At 60.4% G+C, this 20,888-nt stretch carries 18 protein-coding genes and 2 pseudogenes; 11 read left to right on the top strand and 9 right to left on the bottom strand.

Annotated features, from left to right (window positions below; all coding sequences use genetic code 11):
- The 4 genes from DH08_RS36165 (at position 1) to DH08_RS07530 (ending at position 2,629) form a co-directional block, all read left to right on the top strand.
- Positions 1–456, top strand: coding sequence for an SbcC/MukB-like Walker B domain-containing protein (locus DH08_RS36165; RefSeq protein WP_246800733.1), 456 nt, complete (start codon positions 1–3; stop codon positions 454–456).
- On the top strand, positions 453–1,754 hold the full coding sequence (locus DH08_RS07540; protein ID WP_192178719.1) for a TIGR02679 family protein: 1,302 nt from the start codon (positions 453–455) through the stop codon (positions 1,752–1,754). Before DH08_RS36165 ends, DH08_RS07540 begins: the two co-directional genes overlap by 4 nt.
- Before the next feature lie 207 nt (positions 1,755–1,961).
- Positions 1,962–2,204 carry a type II toxin-antitoxin system Phd/YefM family antitoxin gene (locus tag DH08_RS07535; RefSeq protein ID WP_192178718.1) on the top strand — a complete coding sequence of 81 codons (243 nt, stop codon included), beginning with the start codon at positions 1,962–1,964 and terminating at the stop codon, positions 2,202–2,204.
- Entirely contained in the window at positions 2,204–2,629 is a 426-nt protein-coding gene (locus DH08_RS07530) for a type II toxin-antitoxin system VapC family toxin (protein ID WP_192178717.1), read from the top strand. Before DH08_RS07535 ends, DH08_RS07530 begins: the two co-directional genes overlap by 1 nt.
- A gap of 5 nt (positions 2,630–2,634) precedes the next feature.
- Here DH08_RS07530 and DH08_RS36160 read toward each other — a convergent pair.
- Together DH08_RS36160 and DH08_RS07525 are read right to left on the bottom strand one after the other, a co-directional pair.
- A pseudogene (locus DH08_RS36160) lies at positions 2,635–2,814 on the bottom strand (nucleotidyl transferase AbiEii/AbiGii toxin family protein); the annotation flags it as partial.
- Between the two features lies 1 nt (position 2,815).
- Complete coding sequence (locus DH08_RS07525) at positions 2,816–4,195, bottom strand: AAA family ATPase (protein ID WP_192178716.1); 1,380 nt, start codon at positions 4,193–4,195, stop codon at positions 2,816–2,818.
- Between the two features lie 1,243 nt (positions 4,196–5,438).
- On the opposite strand from DH08_RS07525, the gene DH08_RS07520 reads away from it, so the two are divergent.
- Together DH08_RS07520 and rpoN are read left to right on the top strand one after the other, a co-directional pair.
- Positions 5,439–5,972 (top strand): peroxiredoxin, encoded by a 534-nt coding sequence (locus DH08_RS07520; RefSeq protein ID WP_192178715.1) that lies wholly within the window; start codon positions 5,439–5,441, stop codon positions 5,970–5,972.
- A gap of 70 nt (positions 5,973–6,042) precedes the next feature.
- The gene (gene rpoN / locus DH08_RS07515) at positions 6,043–7,515 is read left to right on the top strand and encodes an RNA polymerase factor sigma-54 (RefSeq protein ID WP_192178714.1); all 1,473 of its coding nucleotides are present in this window, start codon (positions 6,043–6,045) and stop codon (positions 7,513–7,515) included.
- A 12-nt stretch (positions 7,516–7,527) separates the two neighbouring features.
- Here the strand turns inward: rpoN and DH08_RS07510 are convergent, their stop codons facing one another.
- The 7 genes and pseudogenes from DH08_RS07510 to DH08_RS07480 form a co-directional block, all read right to left on the bottom strand.
- Complete coding sequence (locus DH08_RS07510; protein WP_192178739.1) at positions 7,528–8,148, bottom strand: nitrogen fixation protein NifQ; 621 nt, start codon at positions 8,146–8,148, stop codon at positions 7,528–7,530.
- A 30-nt stretch (positions 8,149–8,178) separates the two neighbouring features.
- Positions 8,179–8,488: pseudogene (gene fdxB, locus DH08_RS07505) on the bottom strand (ferredoxin III, nif-specific); the annotation flags it as partial.
- A gap of 299 nt (positions 8,489–8,787) precedes the next feature.
- Positions 8,788–9,840, bottom strand: coding sequence for an LLM class flavin-dependent oxidoreductase (locus DH08_RS07500; RefSeq protein ID WP_192178713.1), 1,053 nt, complete (start codon positions 9,838–9,840; stop codon positions 8,788–8,790).
- A gap of 313 nt (positions 9,841–10,153) precedes the next feature.
- A complete protein-coding gene (locus tag DH08_RS07495) occupies positions 10,154–11,755 on the bottom strand; it encodes an SDR family oxidoreductase (RefSeq protein ID WP_192178712.1) in 1,602 nt (533 codons plus the stop codon).
- A 424-nt stretch (positions 11,756–12,179) separates the two neighbouring features.
- The gene (locus DH08_RS07490) at positions 12,180–12,719 is read right to left on the bottom strand and encodes a nuclear transport factor 2 family protein (protein WP_192178711.1); all 540 of its coding nucleotides are present in this window, start codon (positions 12,717–12,719) and stop codon (positions 12,180–12,182) included.
- 176 nt (positions 12,720–12,895) lie between these two features.
- Positions 12,896–13,141 (bottom strand): ferredoxin, encoded by a 246-nt coding sequence (locus tag DH08_RS07485; protein ID WP_192178710.1) that lies wholly within the window; start codon positions 13,139–13,141, stop codon positions 12,896–12,898.
- Positions 13,142–13,185: 44 nt separating this feature from the next.
- Positions 13,186–14,403 (bottom strand): cytochrome P450, encoded by a 1,218-nt coding sequence (locus DH08_RS07480; RefSeq protein ID WP_192178709.1) that lies wholly within the window; start codon positions 14,401–14,403, stop codon positions 13,186–13,188.
- A 504-nt stretch (positions 14,404–14,907) separates the two neighbouring features.
- Here DH08_RS07480 and DH08_RS07475 point away from each other — a divergent pair.
- The 5 genes from DH08_RS07475 to DH08_RS07455 all read left to right on the top strand — a co-directional run bounded on the left by DH08_RS07475 (position 14,908) and on the right by DH08_RS07455 (position 20,887).
- Positions 14,908–16,125, top strand: a complete 1,218-nt coding sequence (locus DH08_RS07475) for an MFS transporter (protein ID WP_192178708.1) — start codon at positions 14,908–14,910, stop codon at positions 16,123–16,125.
- Between the two features lie 342 nt (positions 16,126–16,467).
- Positions 16,468–16,848, top strand: a complete 381-nt coding sequence (locus DH08_RS37115; RefSeq protein WP_345892366.1) for an NAD-binding protein — start codon at positions 16,468–16,470, stop codon at positions 16,846–16,848.
- A gap of 398 nt (positions 16,849–17,246) precedes the next feature.
- Positions 17,247–18,419: a histidine decarboxylase gene (locus DH08_RS07465; protein ID WP_246800728.1), complete on the top strand. Its 1,173-nt coding sequence runs from the start codon at positions 17,247–17,249 to the stop codon at positions 18,417–18,419.
- Entirely contained in the window at positions 18,416–19,501 is a 1,086-nt protein-coding gene (locus tag DH08_RS07460) for a fatty acid desaturase family protein (protein ID WP_192178707.1), read from the top strand. The genes DH08_RS07465 and DH08_RS07460 overlap by 4 nt, the downstream gene beginning before the upstream one ends.
- 42 nt (positions 19,502–19,543) lie before the next feature.
- Positions 19,544–20,887: an O-acetylhomoserine aminocarboxypropyltransferase/cysteine synthase family protein gene (locus DH08_RS07455; protein ID WP_246800727.1), complete on the top strand. Its 1,344-nt coding sequence runs from the start codon at positions 19,544–19,546 to the stop codon at positions 20,885–20,887.
- Position 20,888 lies beyond the last annotated feature (1 nt).

Raw genomic sequence — 20,888 nt, 5'->3', positions numbered from 1 at the left:
CTGCTCGACCAGCTCGCCCGCGCCCTGGATTATCGCCATTGGCACCGCTTCCGCGTCGAACGCTGGCAGGAGGGACATTGGCGTAAGCTTTCCGGACCCGCCTCGAGCGGCGAGCGGGCGCTCGGTCTGACGGTGCCGCTGTTTGCCGCGGTCGCCAGCTTCTATGGCCAGAGCAGCCACGCCCTGGCACCGCGGTTGATGCTGCTCGACGAAGCATTCGCCGGCATCGATGACACAGCACGCGCGCATTGCATGGGGCTGATCCGAGAGTTCGATCTGGACTTCGTCATCACCAGCGAGCGCGAGTGGGCTTGTTATGCTGAACTGCCTGGTGTCGCCATCTGTCAGTTGCAACGGCGCGAAGGTATCGACGCCGTGTTCGTGTCGCGATGGACTTGGGACGGAGGGGAGAGGAAGCTAGAGGCCGATCCCAACCGTCGATTTGCGCCGGGATGAGCGACCAGGTCGATCCGCGCCTTCAACGCCTGCTCGGCGGCGAGCATCTCGCCCCGCTGCGCAAGCGACTGCGCCAACGCTTCGAGCGCGCGCCGCTCGGCGGCACTGTCGATCATATTCGCGTCGCCGGGCTCAGCGCGGAAGAACACGCGAAACTGGCCTCGCTGCTCGGCCGCCCCCAGCGCCGCTCCAAGTCCCTACAGATTGACGTCCGCCGCGTCGATGCCGACCTGCTGCGCTCCGGCATCGCAACGTCCCTGCGCGACGCGTTGGAAAAGCTCGACGGCCCCATCCTTCATCTCGCCGGGATGCGCCTCCATCTGCAAACAGTGTGGTCCGGTGTAATCGATGGTTGCAGGCATTCCGGCTTGGCCAGCTTGCTCCTGACACCGGAGGGCATCGGCCTGCTCAAGCGGCTCGCTCGGCAGGATGCAATCGCTGCAGCGGAGCTTTGCCGACGCGCCGAAGAGGTGCTGCGGCATCTGCCGGCAAAAGGCATTACGCGTTCGCAATTGGCCGCGGACGTTCTGGGCGATGCCCATGCGCTCGACAACGGCCGCGGGGTCGCGACACTTGTGCTGGCGGTCTGGCGCCAGACCGCCACGCCCGCTCCTGACCTGACCGCACCCGTTACCGACGAAGATGGCAAGACGATGCGGAAATCGAGAGACGACGTCGATCTGAACCCGGCCGGCGGTGCGGAGCGAGCACGCGAGACGTGGGCCAGAGCAGGGGTTCTGGTCAACGAGCTGGCACGCCCTGCCCTGTCCCTGAACCTGCCGACAAGCGGGACCGGAAGCGATCGTTGGCCTCTGGGAGAGCCAGCCTATGCATCGCTGCGATCGCTGCTGCGCTCGCCGCCCCGGTGGGATGCGACGGGCCGTGACGTCTATGTGTGCGAAAATCCCAACCTGCTCGCCATCGCCGCTGACCGATGGGGGGCTGGCTGCGCGCCGCTAGTCTGCACCGATGGTATGCCAGCGGCTGCGCAACGATGCCTTCTGGCCCAACTCGCGCAGGCGGGCGCGCGGCTCTACTATCACGGCGATTTTGACTGGCCCGGATTACACATCGGCAACCACCTCATGCGCGAACATGGTGCAGAGCCGTGGCGCTTTGGCGCCGGCGACTATATTGCCGCCGTGCGAACAGCGCCGAGCGTGGCCCACCCGCTTGGAGGAAAGGCGGTCGAAGCATCATGGGACGCAGCGCTGACGCTGGCCATGCTTCAGCACCGCGTGGCCATCGCCGAGGAGGCGCTGGCCGCCTCGTTGTTGCAGGATCTCGATGATCGATAAAGCTGCCTTCTTCGCACGGCCACGCAATTCTTCGCAAATACAAGGTTGAGAATGCAGCTTTGCCGACGCGCGCCAACGTCTCGCGGGAGATCGGCGCGCTGGCGGGAGGGGGACTGCTCCGGATAAGAACGCATCGCATGAAACCCTCCCATTGGGTTTTGAGACCTCATATGCTATATGACCATCTACATGGTCAGGAGCAGTGACATGGACGCGATCAATCTGGCGGACGCCAAGGCACATCTGAGCGAACTCGTCGACCGAGTTGAGGCTGGGGATTCGATCGACATCACCCGGCGTGGCAAGCCGGTCGCGCGCCTCACAGCGGTGACTAGGCCACGCATACGGATCGATGCGGCTCCGCTCCGATCCCTAACGGCAACCATGCCACCGCAGGCGGAGGGTGCCGCCAATCTGGTGCGGTCGATGCGGGATGGCGATCGCTACTGATGCTCTATCTCGACACGTCGCTGATCGTCGCGGCACTCTCCAATGAAGCGATGACCCCGCGCGCGCAGGTGTGGCTCGCCGACCAGGATCCGGCGCAGCTTCTTATCAGCGACTGGACGATCGCCGAGATGTCCTCTGCCATGGCGATCAAGCTACGGACTGGGCAGATCAACCTGGAGCAACGTGCGGCGGCGCTCGCGATGTTCAACAAGCTGGTTGCCGAGAGCTTCACCGTGCTGCCGGTGACGGGCGGGCATTTCCGTACGGCAGCGAAGTTTGTCGATCAGCACATGCTCGGGCTTCGTGCCGGCGACGCCCTGCATCTCGCGACCGCGTCGGAGCATGGCGCCACGGTCAACACTCTGGACCAGCGTCTTGCTGAGGCCGGTCCGGCGCTCGGCGTGCCGACGCAACTTCTGGCATAATCATGGCCCTCACCAATGTCGATCGTCAGGCTGATCCGGGGACCGCTGATACAGGCTATTGTCCGCAGCCACAGCCCGCCATATTCTAGCTCTTCGCGAATACGATCGACGCGAAGTGCGTCGACATCGAATTCCACGCCATCGTCTGCGGCCTGCGCCAGGATTTCTCGAAACGTCGCGAGCATCTTAGTCGCAGCAGTCACATTCATCTTCTTCGGCGTTTTGTCTTTTTGAGGTTTTCTCGTTGAATCCGACAATGCGCCTGTTGAGACGGCTGGACAATATTGCGCAGTCGCCGAAGACCACCTCCACATCCTCGCGCGAGACGAAATCACCGCCGTCCCGCGCAAGGCTCCGTTGAGCGAGACGGCGGACCATTTCCTTGACGTAGGCCGCGCTGCTGCCCTCTGAGCGTGCGGCGGCATCGGCCACCGCTCCGTCCTCGAAGACGAGCGTCTGACCATACAGCCCGATCAGCCGCTCGCGGCAACCGGCGTCGGGAAGCGGGATCTCAATTGCTTCGTCCACTCGGCCTGGGCGCGAGGCGAGCGCGTCCTCAATGTCCTCCGGTCGGTTCGTCGTCAGGATGAAGAGGATATCTGCATCTGGTGCGAGACCATCCATCTCGTTCAACAGACGGTTGAGGAGGCTTTCGGCCTTCTGACCATAAATGTCTTCTCGTGACCGGCCCACCAGATCGACGTCCTCCAGCACGACGATGCTCGGCTGCAGGGTACGAGCCAGTGCGATATAGGAGGCAATCTGCTTCATCTGCTCAGCCGTGACCAGAACGGTGGTGCGCCCGACCAGGTTGGCAGAAACATAACGGATGACGTGCGTCTTGCCTGTGCCAGGTGGTCCGTAAAGCAGAATGCCCTTTTGAGTCGATTGGCCGAGGCGCTTCAGCCCCTCTCGGTGTCGATCAAAGTCGAAGATGTGGGCATCAAGACGCGCCATAGTTGCCTCGGAAAGCACCACGTCATTCCGGGGTACGGCAGGAAGGCGATGAACCCGCATCGTTCCCGGCATCCCGGAGTTTCGTGCATCGGGTTCGAAAGAGAGAACCTTGTTGCGGTAGTATCGTGAGCTTTCGCCTGCCGCCTGGATCTTGCGAAGAAATTCGCGCGAGAAGGCTGATGCCTGCTCGCCAGGCAGATAGGCGATTTCCACTTGAACCGTTCGCCCGCCAAAGTAGTCAAAAAACTGCGATTGCAAGATCGCGACAGGCTCTTCGCCGATATGGAATAACCATAGGCCATTGTGCAGAGACGCATAAGGCAGATCTTCGCCGATATCGATGTCCTGATATTCCAAGGGTGTCAGCGCAACGACGGCTTCTCCCTCGCGAATGACCATGTCCGACAGCTTCATGGCATTGAACTCGTGCCGCTGGTGGACGCCGACGAGCTTGGGAGACAGAGGTGCAATCTGCTCTTCAATCACCGTTTGAAGGTCAGGCAGGAGATATGGAGCAAACTTTCGGCGCGAGCTAGCGAGACCCGTCAAATCATCGTTTTTGAAATGCCGACACAGTGCCAGCCAGGCAAAGGGATCGATATCGGTCATAGCAACATCCTATTGCGAGTTGAGTTGAGCGAAGATCAATGCGATCCTGCATCATGCGTCGTCACGGCGCCGCTGAGCTCTGCGACGCATTGCTGACGTCCCCGACAAGATCATCGGGGCAATTTGCGTGCCGGATTGGCGCTCCGTTTGCGCTACATCGTTTGCCCGCTAACGGTGGCCCGGCCTTGGCGGCCTTTCGGTCGGGCTTGCGACACTCTTGTCCAGTTTCGGACACAAGAAGGTTGCCGATAGACACGCTCGGGGAAACCAAATGGAACCTCAAGCATGTAATGTCGCACCCGAGCCGAATTCGATCCTCGCCGAGTCCGGACCAGGGCGCTTGCTGAAGAGCGCGCGCTCACGGTTGCTGCTAAAGGCGTGTGCTCGCGATAGCCGTGCCTCTGCGCATGCAAGAACACGCTAGCGGCAGACACTGTGCAATCGCTGCAGTGCCGCCCGTGTGCGGTATTGCATCCGGCTCGGTCTGTCCGGTTTGGGTTTCCCGAGCCGGTGCGGAAGCGCTGAATATGCGCACCTAGCACCTTTGTTCAGTGTGGTGACCAAGCGGTTATAGAGCGCGCCTGGTCTTGGCGAAGACACCGGTCCTTTCAAGCCAAAGGGTCGCTGCAAAGGCATCTTCAATTGAAATGGCATGCCGCTTGCTCCTCGTGGTTAGAGCCCATCAAAGCACGAAGAAAGCGACTACCCAACCATGGCTGAGACGCGAACCTCTATACGATCGTCCGAGGCGACGGTGCCCACTCCCGCTGGAGATCGGGAAATCGTCCGCTTCGGAGGTCCTTGCCTGGTAGCTGCTTTGCGCATGGCAGATCCGATACCGGCGCGCCAACACGTGGCGCTCGCGCAATTGCCGTTTGCCGGTTCTCATCAGCATGTGAGTGCCCAAGAGTCCCATCAAAGGGTCGCCCACGCCTATTTCGATACTGACTACTTCCGGTTGCCATCACTTTTTCCCGGGTACGAGCAGCGGGTGATCGATGCCGCGTTCGGCGCCATAGCCGTGGAAAAATTGCCCAAGCGACTCGGAGGCCTCCAGCTCAGTCATATCGATGGCGTTCGGGTAACGAAGACCAGGAGCCAGGACATTCCCATACATCCGGATGAAAAAAGGAGGTTTAGAGCCGCGAGGGCCTCATCTTATCCCCGGCACGCGGGCCCTAGCTCGCTATTACGCCAGTCCAGCTGAAATCCAGTGCACCAGTTTTTCTAGAGGAGCAAGTTGATGACCGTTCAAAAGAAGGTTCCCTTCGTTACCTTTCTCACGCGTGTTCGCGACGAGTCAGTCCAGGGGCCAAATCCATATCGCTGGGAAGAAAGAACATCCGACGACTACTTTGCCGGCAAGCGCGTCATACTGTTCTCGCTGCCTGGCGCCTTCACCCCGACCTGCTCAACCTACCAATTGCCCAATTTCGAAAAGCTCTATGACGAGTTTGAGAAGGAGGGAATTGACGCGATCTACTGCGTCTCCGTCAACGATGCCTTCGTCATGAATGCATGGGGGAAGTCCCTGGGCCTGCAGAAGGTCGGGCTCATCCCTGACGGCTCAGGCGAGTTCACGCGCAAAATGGGCATGCTGGTCGCCAAGGATAATCTCGGCTTCGGCATGCGCTCCTGGCGCTATGCCGCCCTGATCGACAATGGCGTGGTGGAGCAGTGGTTCGAGGAGGAAGGGTTCTCCGACAACTGCGAGACCGACCCCTATGGCGTCTCATCCCCGCAGAACGTTCTTGAAACGCTGAAGGCCGCCGCATGACCTAGAGGACGTCTCACTGATCCCATTACGCACGGCCAAGAGTCTCCTCGACAGGATTATCGCGCTCACCATGCAATCATCAGCAAGCCTGCTTCAGCGCCAGAAGCAATCTATGGTTGCCTCGCCTCAACTCATTGAGTCGATACGATTGCTGCAACTGGCGCATGCCGAACTGCATCAGTTCGTGGAGCAGGAACTCGAGAAGAATCCGCTTTTGGAGCCTGCTTCAAACGAAGGCGAGGCTCTTGGCGACGTGTTGCCGAATTCGGGGGAGGATCAGTACATCGGCGCAGGCGAAAACGACGTTGCCAGGCCGACCATGGCCGGATCCCCCGAACGGCTCGGGGAAAGGAAATCACTTCGCAACACGGCCAACAACCCACCAGGCAATCGCCCTGCCTTCGACGAGTTTGTTGCCCTCACCGAAACATTGCACGACCATGTCGCTCGCCAGATCGCCCTCACTGCGCTCACACCACAGGAGCGGCTGATTGCTGGCCAGCTTGCCGCGCATCTGGAAGACACTGGCTATCTCCGGGCAAATCTTTTGGAGCTGGCGGAGAGCCTAAACATCCGGGAGGCTGATGTGGAACGGGTTCTCGGAACCTTGCAGCACTTTGATCCACCGGGAATCTTCGCGCGGACGCTCAGCGAATGCCTTGAGATCCAGTTGCGCCAGCGAGACCGGTTCGACCCGGCGATGGCAACTTTGGTTGCCAATCTTGAAATGCTTGCGCGACGCGATTTTCAGGCATTGAAGCAGCGTTGTGGTATCGATGAAGAAGACCTTCTCGACATGTTGCAGGAAATCCGTGCGCTCGATCCCAAGCCTGGAAACCGATTCCAATCCGGAGCGTCGGAATCCATCATACCCGACGTCTGGGTCATGCCCTCGCCCGGCGGTGGATGGCAAATCGAACTTGATCCGGACACGCTACCCAAGCTGCTGATCAACCAAACCTATTTCGCCGAAGTCTCGCGCCACACGGTCCAGAATTCGAAAGATCAGGCCTTTCTCAACGAATGCTTGCAAAACGCGAACTGGCTAATCCGCAGCCTCGATCAGCGCGCCAAGACGATCCTTAAGGTTGCGACTGAAATCGTGCGCCAACAGGAGGCATTTTTGGAACATGGCGTCGCCCACCTGAGGCCTCTCAATCTCAGGACTGTCGCTGACGCGATCAACGTGCATGAGTCGACCGTAAGCCGAGTGACATCGAACAAGTACATGCTTACCCCACGCGGGGTGTTCGAACTGAAGTATTTTTTCACTGTCTCGATCGCCTCCTGCCAAGGCGGCGACGCGCATTCCGCCGAAGCTGTCCGCCATCGGATCAAGGAGATAGTCGCCTCAGAATCGCCCCACGACGTGCTCTCCGACGATGACATCGTCGGCCGGCTCAAGGAAACCGGCATCGAAGTAGCACGCCGCACCGTCACGAAATATCGCGAAGCGATGAACATCCCCTCCTCTGTGCAACGGCGGCGGGAAAAGCGCTTATGGCTAAATGGCGGTCAAGGCCCGGCGGCCTCGCACCGCTGACGAAAGCGGCGCTTAATCCAGAGCGATCCCGTTCTTAATGCGTGCGAGGCGGCTTTCGCCTTCCTCCGGGCCGAAGCAGTTTTCGAAATCGTTGCATTCCCGGCAACTGGGCGCGGTGCATAGCGAAAAACCTTCCGCCTCGCAGAGCTTGCGGTAAAAGTACCTCTTCCATTTCATGTTCTGGGTGTTGCCGGCTGCCAGCGTCGGAAAATGCGTGGCAAGCAGGCGGCTGAGCTCGGCCCGATTGAAAAGGCCAAGGTCCTGCCACAGATGATCATCGCGCATGGCACGTCGCGCGATGATCTTGGCGAAGCGGGTGCTCGCCGGGTCGCCCGGCCGGGCATGAGCCAGCAGCAGGCCGCGCAGAAGTTCTTCCTCCATGTCGGGCTCGGGGTCGCTCACCTCTTTCAAGGCGAAGGCGTTGACAGCAGCAGCGGGGAAACCGCGGGGCAGGACGTTGCGCAGCTCGGCGTGCGAAAGGCCGGTCGCCTCCGTCGCCGTCGCCTCGCCGGCCTCGACCTCCTCGAGCGCACGCGAAAGCACACACGCAAGCACATGCTGGTCGAATCTCCTCTCCAGCTCGATGCGCGGCCATTGGCGGGCGCTGAGCCGGCAATTGTGATGGGCGAACATGGTGGCGTTCTCCTGGTTTATCCTCCAGCGTGCGGCGACCTTGTCAGCCGCAATATGGGTCTGGCAGCTCTTCGAGCAGACGGAGGCGCAGACACCGCAGCCAGTGCAGCGACCGGCGTGGTCGACGACCATGATCATGCGATTGAGCTCGCCATCGAAATCGTCGTCCTCGCCGGCGCAGGCGCCGAAAATCTCACCCGCGTCATCGACGCCGTAAAGGTGCATGACATGGCGTGAGCAGACCTTGAAACAGCGGCCGCAGCCGATGCAGGGTCATGCCGTCGATAGCGGTCAATTCCGGCATCCATCTGGAGCCGTCGCGGGTGACGAAACCGCTCATCGGGAATTCTCCAACGCAGCGAGCTTTCTTGCAGCTGCAGGGCGCACGTCGTGCCACCACCATGCTGAAGCTGCGTCGTCACTGTGCGTACGGCACGGTGAACGCTGCGTTCCGGCCGGAGGCCGCGGCAACAGCGATGGAAGCCGGGGCACGGCATTCTTTTGACAAACCTTTGACATAGGCCCCCCTGAACCTGTCGCGGCGAGCGACCTCTAGGCTCCGTCCCTGCTGTTGACCGCGCGCTTCTATCTTTCGAAACGACCAACCAGCCGAGGTGAGAGTTCAGGCCGTTGCGGATTTTACCCCCCCGCATGAGCGAGCGACTTGTTGACCGCCGGGATGATCTTGTCTCCCCAGAGCTCGATCTGGCGCAACATTGTCTTTTGGTCGAAATCCCCCAACTGGGTCTGAATTGCGATCTGGTCCGGTTTCAAGATATCCACCTCTTCCAATAGGCGATCAATCACGCGATTCACGCTGCCGATCGGCAGGTTCTCGCGCATCGTCTCGAATGACAGGTCCTGCTGCGTCGGCGTTTCCTGCAGCAGATAGCCGTCCAGGCTCTGCTGGCGGCGCTGATGCAGTGCTTCAGACAGCCGGCGCTGGAAGCGGGCATTGTCGAGATAGCTGTTGATCTCTGCCTCGTCGTCGCTGGCATAGCAGCAGCGCAGTAGCGATATCTTGGCGTCCGTGACATTCTTACCTGCGGAAGCCGCCGCCCTCTTGATGGATTCGCGCAGCGTGCTCAAAGTCTCCAAGCCATTGTGGAATGCTGTGACAAAGAAATTGTGTCCCTCACGATAGGCCCTGCGCATGCGCGCGGACCCGCCGGCGATCCAGATCGGCGGTGTCGGCTTCTGGACGGTGCGCACCGAAATCGCTGTCGGGGGTATGCTCTCATACTGGCCGTCGTGCTCGAAGATGTCTTGGTTGAGGCCCTTCAGAAGGATGTCCAAGTATTCCGAGAAGACGGCCGGCGCCTCATCGACATTTACACCAAAGCGCTCGAACTCGAATTGCTGGTATCCCAAGCCGACGCCGAGCTCGAGACGGCCGTTCGCAACGATGTCGGCGAAGCCGATCTCGGAAAGTAGGCGCTGAGGTTGATAAAGCGGCAGCACGCAGACGGCGGTGCCAAGGCGAATGGTGCTCGTCACGCCGGCGCAGTGCGCCACCATCATCAAGGGCGAGGGAATCAGGCTGTAATTGTTGAAGTGGTGCTCCGCGAACCACGCGGTATCGAAGCCAGCCTGCTCGGATACGACAGCCTGCTCAATGGAGTTGCGGATGACGCTATCGGACGATTGATGATAGCCGCGCTGGGCGGCCAGGATGAAGGTCGCGAATTCCATGGTGCTTCCTTGTTTACAGAGGGAGTTTGCCGGTCAGGGGCAGCGCCCGGCATGCGCACAGAAGGCATTGGCCGCAGCGTCGATCCAGCCCTTGGCGGCGGCGTATTCTTGCAGCAAACCGCTCGCCATTCGGCGGTTGCAGGCGCGCCCCGAGCGGTTGGAACCGCTTCGACCGCGATGAGGACGTTTTCGTCATGGCCGAAGATGACATGCTCGATTGCAGGAAGCGCGGGCGCGCGCAGCCGAAGCCTGAAGCTCTGGACGTCCTCGGCTTCGATGAGCCGCAGCCCGTCGGCTGGCGATTGGTCGATAATCAACCCACGGCCTCCGCAAAACATTCGTCATAGAGTTCACAGGCGTTTCCCGCATCACCGAACGAGGTCCAACCGCCGTCCACGTAGAGGATCGAGCCGTTGATGTATGAGGCGTCAGACGAAGCAAGGAAGAACGCCGCATCTGCGACGTCTTCTGGCCGTCCCGTCGTGCCCGTGGGGATGCGTCGTCCGATTGCTGTCGAGTCGATGCGGCCGGCTTTCGCCAACTGAGCAAGTGCAGGCGTGCGGATGTAGCCAGGAGCAACGGTGGCTGTTCGAATCCCTACCGGTCCGAGTTCGGCCGCCATACATCGGGTCAGAATGTCCATCCCCGCCTTGGAGGCGCTGTAGGCATGGCGCGGCGCGAACGGCAGAAAGTGGTTGACCGATCCGAGGTTGAGGATCACTCCGCCAGGGCACATCGCCTTGATCGCCTCGCGCGCACAGGTGAAGGCGCCGGTAAGATTGACATCCAGGACGTGTTCGATCTGTTGCGGTATTTGTTTGAGCCCCGACAACCAAGTGTCGGCGACAGCAGCACCGTTGACGAGCACATCGATGCGCCCGAACCGTCCCCGCAGCTCCTCGAACAGCGCCACCACCTCGCTCTCAACGGCCACGTCCACGGATTTGGCCGGGGTCTTGCTGTCGAGCAATCCAGCGAGCTCTGCCGCTGCAGCGCCATCTCTATCAGCAATCACGACGGTATCGCCGTTGGCGGCAAAGCGGCGAACGACGGCCTCGCCTATGCCGTTCGCGCCGCCCGTGACGAGCACGATTCGCGCGTCGGTGCGTTCGGCCGGACAGGAGAGTTCGGCTCGGGGCGTCCCATCCACCGGTGGGTGCGCATCCCCCGGTTGGTTGAATGACATCCAGCCGCCGTCGACCGCGAGCACCGATCCGGTGATGTGGCGCGCCTGCGTGCTGGCCAGAAAACGCACGGCGCGGGCGATCTCGTCGGGCCGCGCCAAGCGCCCCATCGGCACACGGCGGCGCACCGCGTCGAGGTCCACTTTGCCCGCGCGTTCCAGTTCTGCGACCATCGGCGTGCGCACGTAGCCCGGTGCTACCGCCGTCACGCGGATGCCACGAGACGCCCACTCGCATGCAAGCGACCTCGTCAACGAGATCAGGCCTGCTTTCGAGGCTGCGTAGGCATTACGCTTGGGATTGCCGACCATGCCTGCCATGGAAGCGACGTTGACGATGGCACCGCCTCGCCTCATGCGTCTCGCCGCTTCGCGAGCCATGACGAACGGCCCAATTAGGTTTACTGCCAGGCGGCGTCGGAAGGCGTCGACGCCGGTGTCGACAGTCGCAGCCATGGTGGGTCCCACCGCTGCGTTGTTGATGAGGACGCCGATCTCAGCGAACTGTGCTTCGACCCGGCCGTAAAGCGCGAGAATATCCTCCTCTCGCGAGACATCGCACTCGAGGCCGAGATGCGGGTAGCCGAGACCACGAGCCAATTCAACGACGCCGCTGCCCGGAAGGTCCACCGCAACAACAGTGTGTCCGTCCCCGGCAAGAATATCGACCAGGGCTCGGCCGATCCCGCCGGCGGCGCCTGTAATGATGACGATGCGTCCTGCCTGCTTCATGAGCTTCTCCGCGACGAGCCTCAGCGATCTCAGCCCATCACCCGTTGGGCGGCGGAATGAGGTAAAGCAGCCCGCCCGGGTGACAGACAGTTGCGACCCCACATAGACGTCGTGCGTTTCGGCAGCGGTCCAACTCTCGATTTGGCAGTCGAAGCTGGTGAGGGTCCCGCCGAGGACAGGCACTTACCTTGATGAACGGCTCTGCCGTAATCCCGCAAATCGATGCACACCAGCGTCGTCAGCAGGCTCGTGGCGACAGAACTGATCGCTGTCACGGTCAAGCCTTCGCGGGCGGAAAGGCAATCCTGCCGGCCGCATCTTCACCGGGCAGGCTTTCGCCGGGCGCGCTGTAACATTGCAAAGTTGTCATAGTCTCTTGTCCCCTCGGCCGACGCGGATCTCCCGTTCGAAATCTCTGAAGGCATCATGGCGAAAAAGGAATGCGACGCTTCCCGAGCGCGTAGACCGGATCGTGCGGATGAGGTGCTCCAATCGGCTGTCGCGGGCCGAACCGTTCTGCCTCAAGGACCGCTGGTGGGATCTGCTCCTCGAGCCAATCGTAGACCACCGTCCGTTCGGCAATCCGCCACTCCCCTTCCCTCTTCTGAAACAGATCGCAGTAGCGGCCGCAGAGGAGTGTCTGGCGTACTTCTCCGTCTTTGTCAGGTCCGTGTTGCAGCGCGGTGAAATAGCTCTCAACCGCAGCCGTTGCCGAGCTGATGAATTCGATCAGGATGTTCGTGATCTGATGGATGTTGCGAGGCTCGGTCTTGAAGACACCGAGCGCAAACCGGATGAAGCCCTCTGCAGAGCCGCAATAGGCCCCGTGATTGTCATGCGCATCGGGCCAGTACGCGCTGCGCAACGCCGCCTCATCCGCGCGGTCTATCCCCCGGCAGTATCGATAGAGGCAGTCGCGGATCGCCTCACGGTCGAGTAATTCGTTAATTTTTGCCTGGTCCATCGTCTCTGCCGCAAATTCCCTGATAGGAAAAGATGTTTCGCAAAGCCCCGCCCGCCGGTCGCATCATGGGAGCACCTCGACGCCGGAGATGCCTCCTGCGCAGTTCGACGAGGAGGAGGGGTGGGACAGAGGCCGCCTGCCGTCTTTCAGTATGCGGCCACAGGGTCGATCCCCATTCAAGCCCGCCAGACTCTTGGTTCAATGGCGTCCGGTACAACCCGCGCAGCGGGTGTAGGGTCGAGTTCCAGCGCACGTTCGGGGCAGGATCGCGCACCCCGTGACGCAAGCAGTTGCCCCCCCTCCGCAACCTCAATGTCACCGGGCAGGATGTAGCCCTCGTCATCAAGCTTGAAGACGTCCGGCGCTTGCGCCGAGCATCGCGCGTGACCCTGGCATTTGGCTTTGTGGACAATAATGCGCATAGCGCTACCTCCAATGTCTGTGCCCCGGCCCGAGACGGGCTTGGTCAGGACCAGTCCAGGATCAGATTTTCGATCCCGAATAGATGGCCGCCGGAGGTAATGGGTGCCGTAGCGTTCTGGATCCGGAAAGCCGGGATGCGCGCCAGCCACTCCTCCAGGCCAATGACAATCTCCCGCCGGGCAAGGTGTGAGCCAAGGCAACGATGGGGACCATAGCCAAAGGCAGCGTGGCGGTTGTCCTCTCGCGCCAGATCGACCGTGTTGGGGCATTCGAATTCCGCTGGGTCACGATTGGCAATCATCGCGGCGCAGGAAACATAATCCCCCTTGCGGATCGGCGCGCCTTCGAAGTCTATGTCTTTGGTTGCCACTCGGATTATCTGAACGCTTGGATAGGCGCGCAGCAATTCTTCGGCTGCGAGCACGATCCGGTCCGGTTCGCGCCGCAGCAAATCTTGATCTTTGATGTTGCGCGCGAGATAAGCCAAGCCAAAGCCTATAGCTGCCGCGACCGTGTCGAGGCCCGCAATGAACACGAGCACGCCGATACCACGGACTTCCTCCTCGGTCAGCCGGCGGCCCTCGACCTGTGCCTGCACGATGAAAGTCATGAAATCGTCGACCGGTTCCTTGCGGCGCTTGGTTGCAAGTTCGTCGATGAAGGCCACAATAGTCCGGGCCGCCGCCGGTCGCTTCACATCGTCGCCGTGGAGCAGATCTTTCGCCCAGCCGACAAATGTATCGAGTCGGTGATCCGGAAGCCCCAGAAGGCGAAGGAAGATGCTGACCGTGAAAGGAAAGGCAAAATCCTTCATGACGTCGCAGCTTGTGCCCGATGCGGCGATCCTAAGGATCAGCGTGATCGCTCGCTCGCGGACCTTCGGCTCCAATACCACCACCCGCTTTGGCGAAAGCAGCGGATTGAGCAGTGAGCGAAAGACGCCATGGGCCGGTGGATCGAGTTCAAGCGGGATCATCGGCCAGTTTTCGCCCAGCGCGGATGAGAAGATGCTGCGGTGGCTGGAAAAGGTTTCGGCGTCCTGCAGCACACGGCGCTGGTCTGCGGCGCGAGTGATGACCCAAGTACCCCGGCCATCGCGCGTGTTGTAGGGCGAATAAAAGATCGGCGGGCCGGCATGGACGCAAGCGACAGCTGCGTGCGGATCTCCGTTGGGCGTCGGCGCCATGCCAGGCGACGTAAACAGACTGAAGTCCCTCACCATTTCGGGCGGGACATGATCTGGAACCGCATTAATCGTCATTTGGTTTCTCCTGAACGTCAGGCGTTCTTGCGCTCGATTGGATCGCACGGCTGGTCACAAGGTCGATTGCCAGCACGGGACACGTCCCGGATCAGACGCTGTACAGATTGGCAATGACCGCTGAGCTCCATCACACACTGCTGACGCCACCCTGACAAAACTGTCGGAGCAAGTTGCGTGCCGGTTAGCGCACCGTTTGCGTTGCACCACTTGCCCGGGTAACGGTGGCCGAGCCTTGGCGGCCTTTTTGGTCGGGCTTGCGACATTCTTGTTCAGCTTCGGACATTTCTCGGTTCTGGTGACCGAGCGTTACCGCCGAACGTCGGGACCTTGTCCCGTCCTCGACGACAGCGTCTCCGACTCAAGGAAACGGCATCGATATTGCACGCCGCACTGTCACAACATGTCGCTGAGCGCCGTCGGGAAAGACGGCGTTTCTGGCTCTGATGCGGGCCGACCCATCCACCCCGATGTTGCAGCGCATTCAAACTGAAGAGCTTATTCATGGCCGAATCGGCGACAGGCTTCACGGACGCTGCTCTGCACGACCCAGAAAAGCCCGATCAACGGTCTTGTCCCGCATGGGGTGCGGTCATTTCGCTTGCCTTGGGCACCTTCGGGCTGGTGACGGCAGAGTTTCTGCCTGCCAGCGTGCTGACGCCACTCGCGCATGATCTCGGTATCACCAAGGGTGCGGCTGGTCAGGCGCTGACAGCGACCGCAATCGCCGGGGCGATCTCGGCGCCGACGATGGCCATCATTACAAGGCGCCTGGACCGCAAGATCGTCATGTGGGCGATGACGCTGCTGCAGATCCTGTCCAACGTTCTGGCGGAGGTCGCCTGGTCACTGCCGGTTTTCCTGACGGCGCGTGTCGTGCTCGGCATAGCGCTCGGAGGGTTCTGGTCGATTTCGGCAGCGCTGGCGATGCGGCTCGTTCCAAGTCACTTCCTGCCGCGCGCCATGTCGATCATCATCACCGGCGTTTCCGTCGCTACCGTTTGCGCACCTCCTATCGGCGCTTATGTCGGAGAGATCTGGGGATGGCGAACCGCCTTCATGATCGCCGTATTCGTTAATGCCATTACATTGCTGGTCCAACTCATAACCATTCCGACGCTGCCTCCGATTGAAGTGGCTACATTCCGCAGTCTGCTGGATGCGGCCAAGAATCCAACGACCAGGGTCGCGTATTTGGTCGTCCTGCTGGTTGCTTCTGGGCACTTCGCCAGCTTCATCTACATCCGCGCCTTTCTCGAGAGGGTTCCCGCGCTCGATATCGAGACCATCTCGCTAGTCTTGCTCGCTTCTGGCATCGGCGGCTTCTTCGGTAATTTGGCCGGCGCATTCCTGGGCAAGCACAGCCTCAAGGCAGTCGCGGCTCTGCCACCCCTGCTCATAGCGATAGCCGCAGTCTCGCTGCTGACGATGGGAACATCGGCCTCGGCCTCGGCGATTGCGGTTGCCGTATGGGGCTTTGCCTTCGGCGCAGTGCCGGTGGGGTTACAGACGTGGATGGTGCTGCGCGCCGCTCCCGAGCAGGCCGAAAGCGCCGGTGCGCTAATGACCGCAACGTTCCAGTTGGCCATCGCAGCCGGCGCGATTTTCGGCGGACTACTGGTGGATACTGCCGGCGTTGCTAGCGTCTTTGCCTACAGCGCGGTTGCCACGTTGCTCGCCGTCCCGACAGTGTTCGTGCTCGGCCCGAAGCGCGAAACCTAGACCGCCTGACAGACGAAGCCCTCAGCGCGGTGCGGCGAGAGATGCAATCGCATCAGCCGCGCGGCGCGATCCTGCGCACGATTACTTTGGCGGTTGCAGGCTTCGTCTCGCCAATCGCATAGCCGCCTGGATCGCGGCTATTGTCTCTTCCGCGGCGGCTTTCCGATCGGGCATGACCCAGCACCGGCGCCTCGCTGGCCTTTAGATCGAGACCGGCATCGTATGTAATCCGTCGAAGGAACCGCGTATTCAACCAGCTTGCCGCGCCGCTCCTCGAAAACGTTCGAGATCGTACGTTCCGGCTGCTCGACATAACGATGCGTCTTGGCGTAGGCGATACACTTGTCAGGCAGGCAGGCGTTCAGCTTCTCGTGGGTGTTGAAGCGCAACCACGGCGCCGCGCGCATGCTCGACATTCTCTCGGGCACATCAGCCTCGAGTTTGATGCTGAAAGATCGCGGGCCGCGCATGATCATGGACGACCCGGAGGCCTCTAGCACAGTCGATATTTTCGTCAAGGATCTCGGTATCGTGCTCGAGGCGGGCCAAGAAACCAGGGCGGCGCTGCCGTTCGCCGTTCTAGCCCACCAGCTCTTCCTTTCAAGGTGGGGTGGGCCGCCCTTTGACCGACTGGAAGACTGTGGCCGCAACGGCCGCTCGAATCCGATGCCTCGCTCGCCGCCGTTAACAAGCACCTATTCAGCATTCCCGGACAACGTCTGACAACCGACATTTACGGTCGCTTTGTCGGGTCCGCGACGGAGGACAGATCGACCTCCTGCACCTCGTTAAGTCATTGAATAATATATGGAACGCTCTTTTTTGAGCCTCTTAGTGCGATGTCGGCATGATTCTTGAGGCTTCCTCGTCGCGAGGGGTCAGGAGTTGCCGAATCGATATTCTCGTCGTGTGACAATTCCGTCGTTCCCGGCGCACCGATGCCCCCAACGGCCGTGGACGGCTATCTCGCCGAAGTCGCCACCCGGCCTACCGGATCAGTGACGCCGAGCCGGAGGCGGGGTGGCGGCGGGCCGATTGGAGTGCGTCTTGCGTCACCCTTGCCTGCCGTTTCCCTGGAGCGGCTATAGCGGAGCATATGCGTGAAGCTTACGTGCGATATATTGGACACTCGTGTCAGTACACCGGTCGTTATCAATGCGACACTGGATAAACTCAGCAATAAATTCGCCGATAGGCGCGCAAAACACTTGGGATACCCTTACAATCTCGACTTTGACGCCTGGCCAATCTCTCAGTTCTGCAATTTTTTTATCAATAACTTGGGGGACCCCTATGTCGGTTCACACTATGCGACTGAGGTTTGTGGCGTAGAGCGCGAGGTGGTCGACTGGTTCACTCGGATCTGGGAATGTGCCAATCCAGAAGAATACTGGGGAGCTGTGGGTGCGAGCGGAACTGAGGGCAATTTGTGGGCCCTATATCTTGCGCGAGAGACTCTCGGTAATCCGGTTCTGATATACTCCACAGAGGCGCATTATTCGATCCCAAAGGCGGCGAAAATCCTCGGGATCGAGGCCTTGACGTGCGAGGCCGACCATACCGGCGCCATCTGTCCGGATGCTCTGAGGGAAGTCGTCCAGGCAAATCGCCATCGCTGCGTTATTCTCGCATTGACCTGTGGAACGACCATGAAAGGGGCGCATGATGATATTGCGTCCTGCATCAGCGTTCTGGACCAAGTCGGGATCGATCCGAGTCGGCGCTTCGTCCACGTCGATGGCGCCCTGAATGCAATGGTCCTTCCCTTCGTCGATGGCTTACCGAGTGGTATCCGTCCCTCGTTCCGGCACGGGATCGACAGTATGTCAACCTCGGGCCACAAGATGATCGGCACGCCGATGCCCTGCGGCATCCTCGTAGTCCGACGCGAACATGTCCGTCGAGTGGCCTCCGCCGTGAGCTACTTGCGCTCTGATGATACTACCTTGATGGGATCGCGAAACGGCCACGCCGTTCTGGCGATATGGAACCGGCTGACGCGCCTCGGTATCGCCGGTTTCCGTCATTTTGCCCGAACCTGCATCGAGCGCGCGGATGGCTTTGCCGGAGCACTACGCTCAGCGAGTGTCCCGGTACTGCTCAATCCGTGCTCCTTGACGGTTGTGTTTCCGAAACCATCCGAGAGGCTCGTTAGCGAATACCAGCTCGCATGTCATGGCAACTGCGCCCATGCGATTGTCATGCCAAACGTCAAAGCTGATCTCATTGACCGCTTCGTCGGCGACTATACCGCCGAGTGGCCCTGCAATTCTCGGCAAAAGGTGTTTTCATGAACGCTCATGTACAGCCCCAGTATCACGGCATCGAAGCCCCAAGGCGCTACAACCACTACCGCTTCGATCGATCCATCACTCGCGAGATCAAGGCCCTTGAGACCGACAATTGGCATGGGCCTCTTTACATCATAAAGGACTATGCGGTGATCGCCGCCTTCGCGTGGCTGGTCATTGGAGTAAGCTGGTGGTTCTATCCCCTGACTGTGATTGTCATCGGAGCCCGTCAGCGAGGCATCTCCACCATCTTGCACGATTGTGCGCACGGTGTGCTGACAAAAAATCGTGTGCTGAACTTCCTGCTCGGCACGTTGCTGACGGCTTGGCCCCTGTTTCAACGCCACTTCGCCTACAAGGAGTCCCACGTCCACAGCCATCACCCCTACCTCGGGAGAGCCGATGCCGATCCTGACCTGAGGTTTTTCATCGCGGAAGGTGTCTTCACACCCCAAACGGATCGCTCCTTCGTTTGGAAGATCATCATCTTGCCGCTGCTTGGATCGAAAACCTACGCATATCTGAAGTATCTGCTCCGCAACAGATACCGGATGATCCTCGACACCTTCTCTCGCAAGGAGAGCTCAACGCGAGTGAAGCGCGAAGAGACATGGCTTTACGTGTTCGATCGCTGGGGCTTCTACGCGTTCTGGGCGTGTGTCGTAACGCTCGCTCTAGCCTACGGCTCCTTCCAGGAGCTTGTCCTTCTCTGGGTAGTTCCCTACCTGACCTCGTTTCACATCATCGGCTGGTTCATCGAGATGTCTGAGCATTGCAGTTCCATCGACCGCCGAACCGTAGATCTGGAAATGACCCGGAATCGCCGCAGCCGTCATATCGAGAAGTGGCTGACCGCGATCAACGGCGACAACTATCATCTCGATCATCATCTCGATCCAGCGACCCCGCTCTGGCGCTTGCCCGAAGCTCACGCCATCCGCATGAGGGACCCCGCCTATGCCGCGCACTGTTGCGAAGCGGGCGGGATCTTCCAATCTGGCCCAAATGGCGAGCCTTCGATCCTGAAGCTGATCCGCGACCAGAACCGGAAGCGCTTCGCCGCAAGAGCGGGATCGCGGGCCTGAACACTATCCATCGAGAACAATGTGTCTCCGGAGTACTCGAAGTTGACCAAACTCCAAAAAGATGGCCCTGCAACACGATTGGAGCCGACGCCGGCTCTTCATGCGGAAACGACGGTTCTGCATGGGGGCTATCGCTGTGATCCGGCGACCCTGGCGACGACTGTACCGATCTATCTCTCGAACGCCTATGCGTTCGAATCCATTGACCATGCATCGGACGTCTTCGATCTCCGCCGGCAGGGGCGTACCTATTCGCGGTTGATGAACCCGACGACGGATATATTCGAACAACGTGTCGCGGCTCTCGAGGGTGGCGTCGCCGCCTTGGCAACCTCCTCGGGACAGGCCGCGATAATGCTTGCGATCCTGAACATTGCTGTTACCGGGGACAATATCGTGAGCTCCGCGCACCTGTATGGCGGGACAATCAATCTGCTCGCCAGCACGTTTCAGCGGCTCGGGATCGAAACGCGCTTCGTCGATCCGAGTGATCCCGAGCGCTTCCGCGAAGCCTCGGACCACCGCACTCGCTGTTGGTTTGCGGAAGGGCTTCCCAACCCGAAGCTCAGCCCCTTCCCGATCGTCGAAGTGGGGGCGATCGCGCATGAAGTCGGAATTCCGCTGATCATCGACAACACGATGACCCCCCTCATTTCACGCCCTCTCAAGCTTGGCGCCCATCTAACCGTGCAGTCCACTTCCAAATATATTTGCGGCCACGGCACCACGATTGGCGGCATTATCGTCGACGGCGGCACCTTCGACTGGGCTGCTTATGCCGAGCGCTTTCCGTTGATGACACGTCCTGATATCTCCCATGGCAACATACTCTGGCTTGATGCTGCGCGCGGTCTGCCCGGCCCATATGGGGCCAGCCCGTTCCTGCTCAAGATGCGCAACACGCTCATGCGCGACTTTGGACCCTGCCCGTCCCCGTTCTCATCTTTCCTCTGCATCCAAGGGTTGGAAACGCTGCCTTTGCGAATGCCGCGACATTGCTCCAATGCCCGGCAGCTGGCCGACTATCTTAAGGCGCATCCTGGTGTTGTCGACGTGAAGTATCCGGCTTTTGGCGGAACTGTCGAACGGCATCGCGCCGTGCAGAACATGGGCGATCATGGCGGCCCCATGATCGTTTTCGATATCGCTGGAGGCATCGAGGCCGGGGGGCGTTTTATCGAGAGCCTGCGACTCGCCTACCACGTCTCAAATATTGGCGACGCGAGAACGCTCGCCACGCATCCAGCCTCGACGACTCATGCTTCGGTTCCCCGCGAGGCGCGCCTTGCTGCCGGGGTTTGCGATGGAACAGTCCGCATCTCCGTCGGACTTGAGCATATCGATGATATCATCGCCGATATCGGGCAAGCCCTTGGGGGCGCCTGAT

The organism is Mesorhizobium amorphae, assembly GCF_014843845.1.
Lineage (GTDB): Bacteria > Pseudomonadota > Alphaproteobacteria > Rhizobiales > Rhizobiaceae > Mesorhizobium > Mesorhizobium amorphae_A.
Note: the sequence above shows the minus strand (reverse complement) of the source record. Positions and strands in the feature narration are given on the sequence as shown.

What these genes read in the sequence shown, in the direction of transcription:
- DH08_RS07540 (WP_192178719.1), top strand. Translation starts at nt 453, where the DNA reads ATGAGCGACCAGGTCGATCCGCGCCTTCAACGCCTGCTCGGCGGCGAG.
- DH08_RS07535 (WP_192178718.1), top strand. Translation starts at nt 1,962, where the DNA reads ATGGACGCGATCAATCTGGCGGACGCCAAGGCACATCTGAGCGAACTC.
- DH08_RS07530 (WP_192178717.1), top strand. Translation starts at nt 2,204, where the DNA reads ATGCTCTATCTCGACACGTCGCTGATCGTCGCGGCACTCTCCAATGAA.
- DH08_RS07525 (WP_192178716.1), bottom strand. Translation starts at nt 4,195, where the DNA reads ATGACCGATATCGATCCCTTTGCCTGGCTGGCACTGTGTCGGCATTTC.
- DH08_RS07520 (WP_192178715.1), top strand. Translation starts at nt 5,439, where the DNA reads ATGACCGTTCAAAAGAAGGTTCCCTTCGTTACCTTTCTCACGCGTGTT.
- rpoN (WP_192178714.1), top strand. Translation starts at nt 6,043, where the DNA reads ATGCAATCATCAGCAAGCCTGCTTCAGCGCCAGAAGCAATCTATGGTT.
- DH08_RS07510 (WP_192178739.1), bottom strand. Translation starts at nt 8,148, where the DNA reads ATGTTCGCCCATCACAATTGCCGGCTCAGCGCCCGCCAATGGCCGCGC.
- DH08_RS07500 (WP_192178713.1), bottom strand. Translation starts at nt 9,840, where the DNA reads ATGGAATTCGCGACCTTCATCCTGGCCGCCCAGCGCGGCTATCATCAA.
- DH08_RS07495 (WP_192178712.1), bottom strand. Translation starts at nt 11,755, where the DNA reads ATGAAGCAGGCAGGACGCATCGTCATCATTACAGGCGCCGCCGGCGGG.
- DH08_RS07490 (WP_192178711.1), bottom strand. Translation starts at nt 12,719, where the DNA reads ATGGACCAGGCAAAAATTAACGAATTACTCGACCGTGAGGCGATCCGC.
- DH08_RS07485 (WP_192178710.1), bottom strand. Translation starts at nt 13,141, where the DNA reads ATGCGCATTATTGTCCACAAAGCCAAATGCCAGGGTCACGCGCGATGC.
- DH08_RS07480 (WP_192178709.1), bottom strand. Translation starts at nt 14,403, where the DNA reads ATGACGATTAATGCGGTTCCAGATCATGTCCCGCCCGAAATGGTGAGG.
- DH08_RS07475 (WP_192178708.1), top strand. Translation starts at nt 14,908, where the DNA reads ATGGCCGAATCGGCGACAGGCTTCACGGACGCTGCTCTGCACGACCCA.
- DH08_RS07460 (WP_192178707.1), top strand. Translation starts at nt 18,416, where the DNA reads ATGAACGCTCATGTACAGCCCCAGTATCACGGCATCGAAGCCCCAAGG.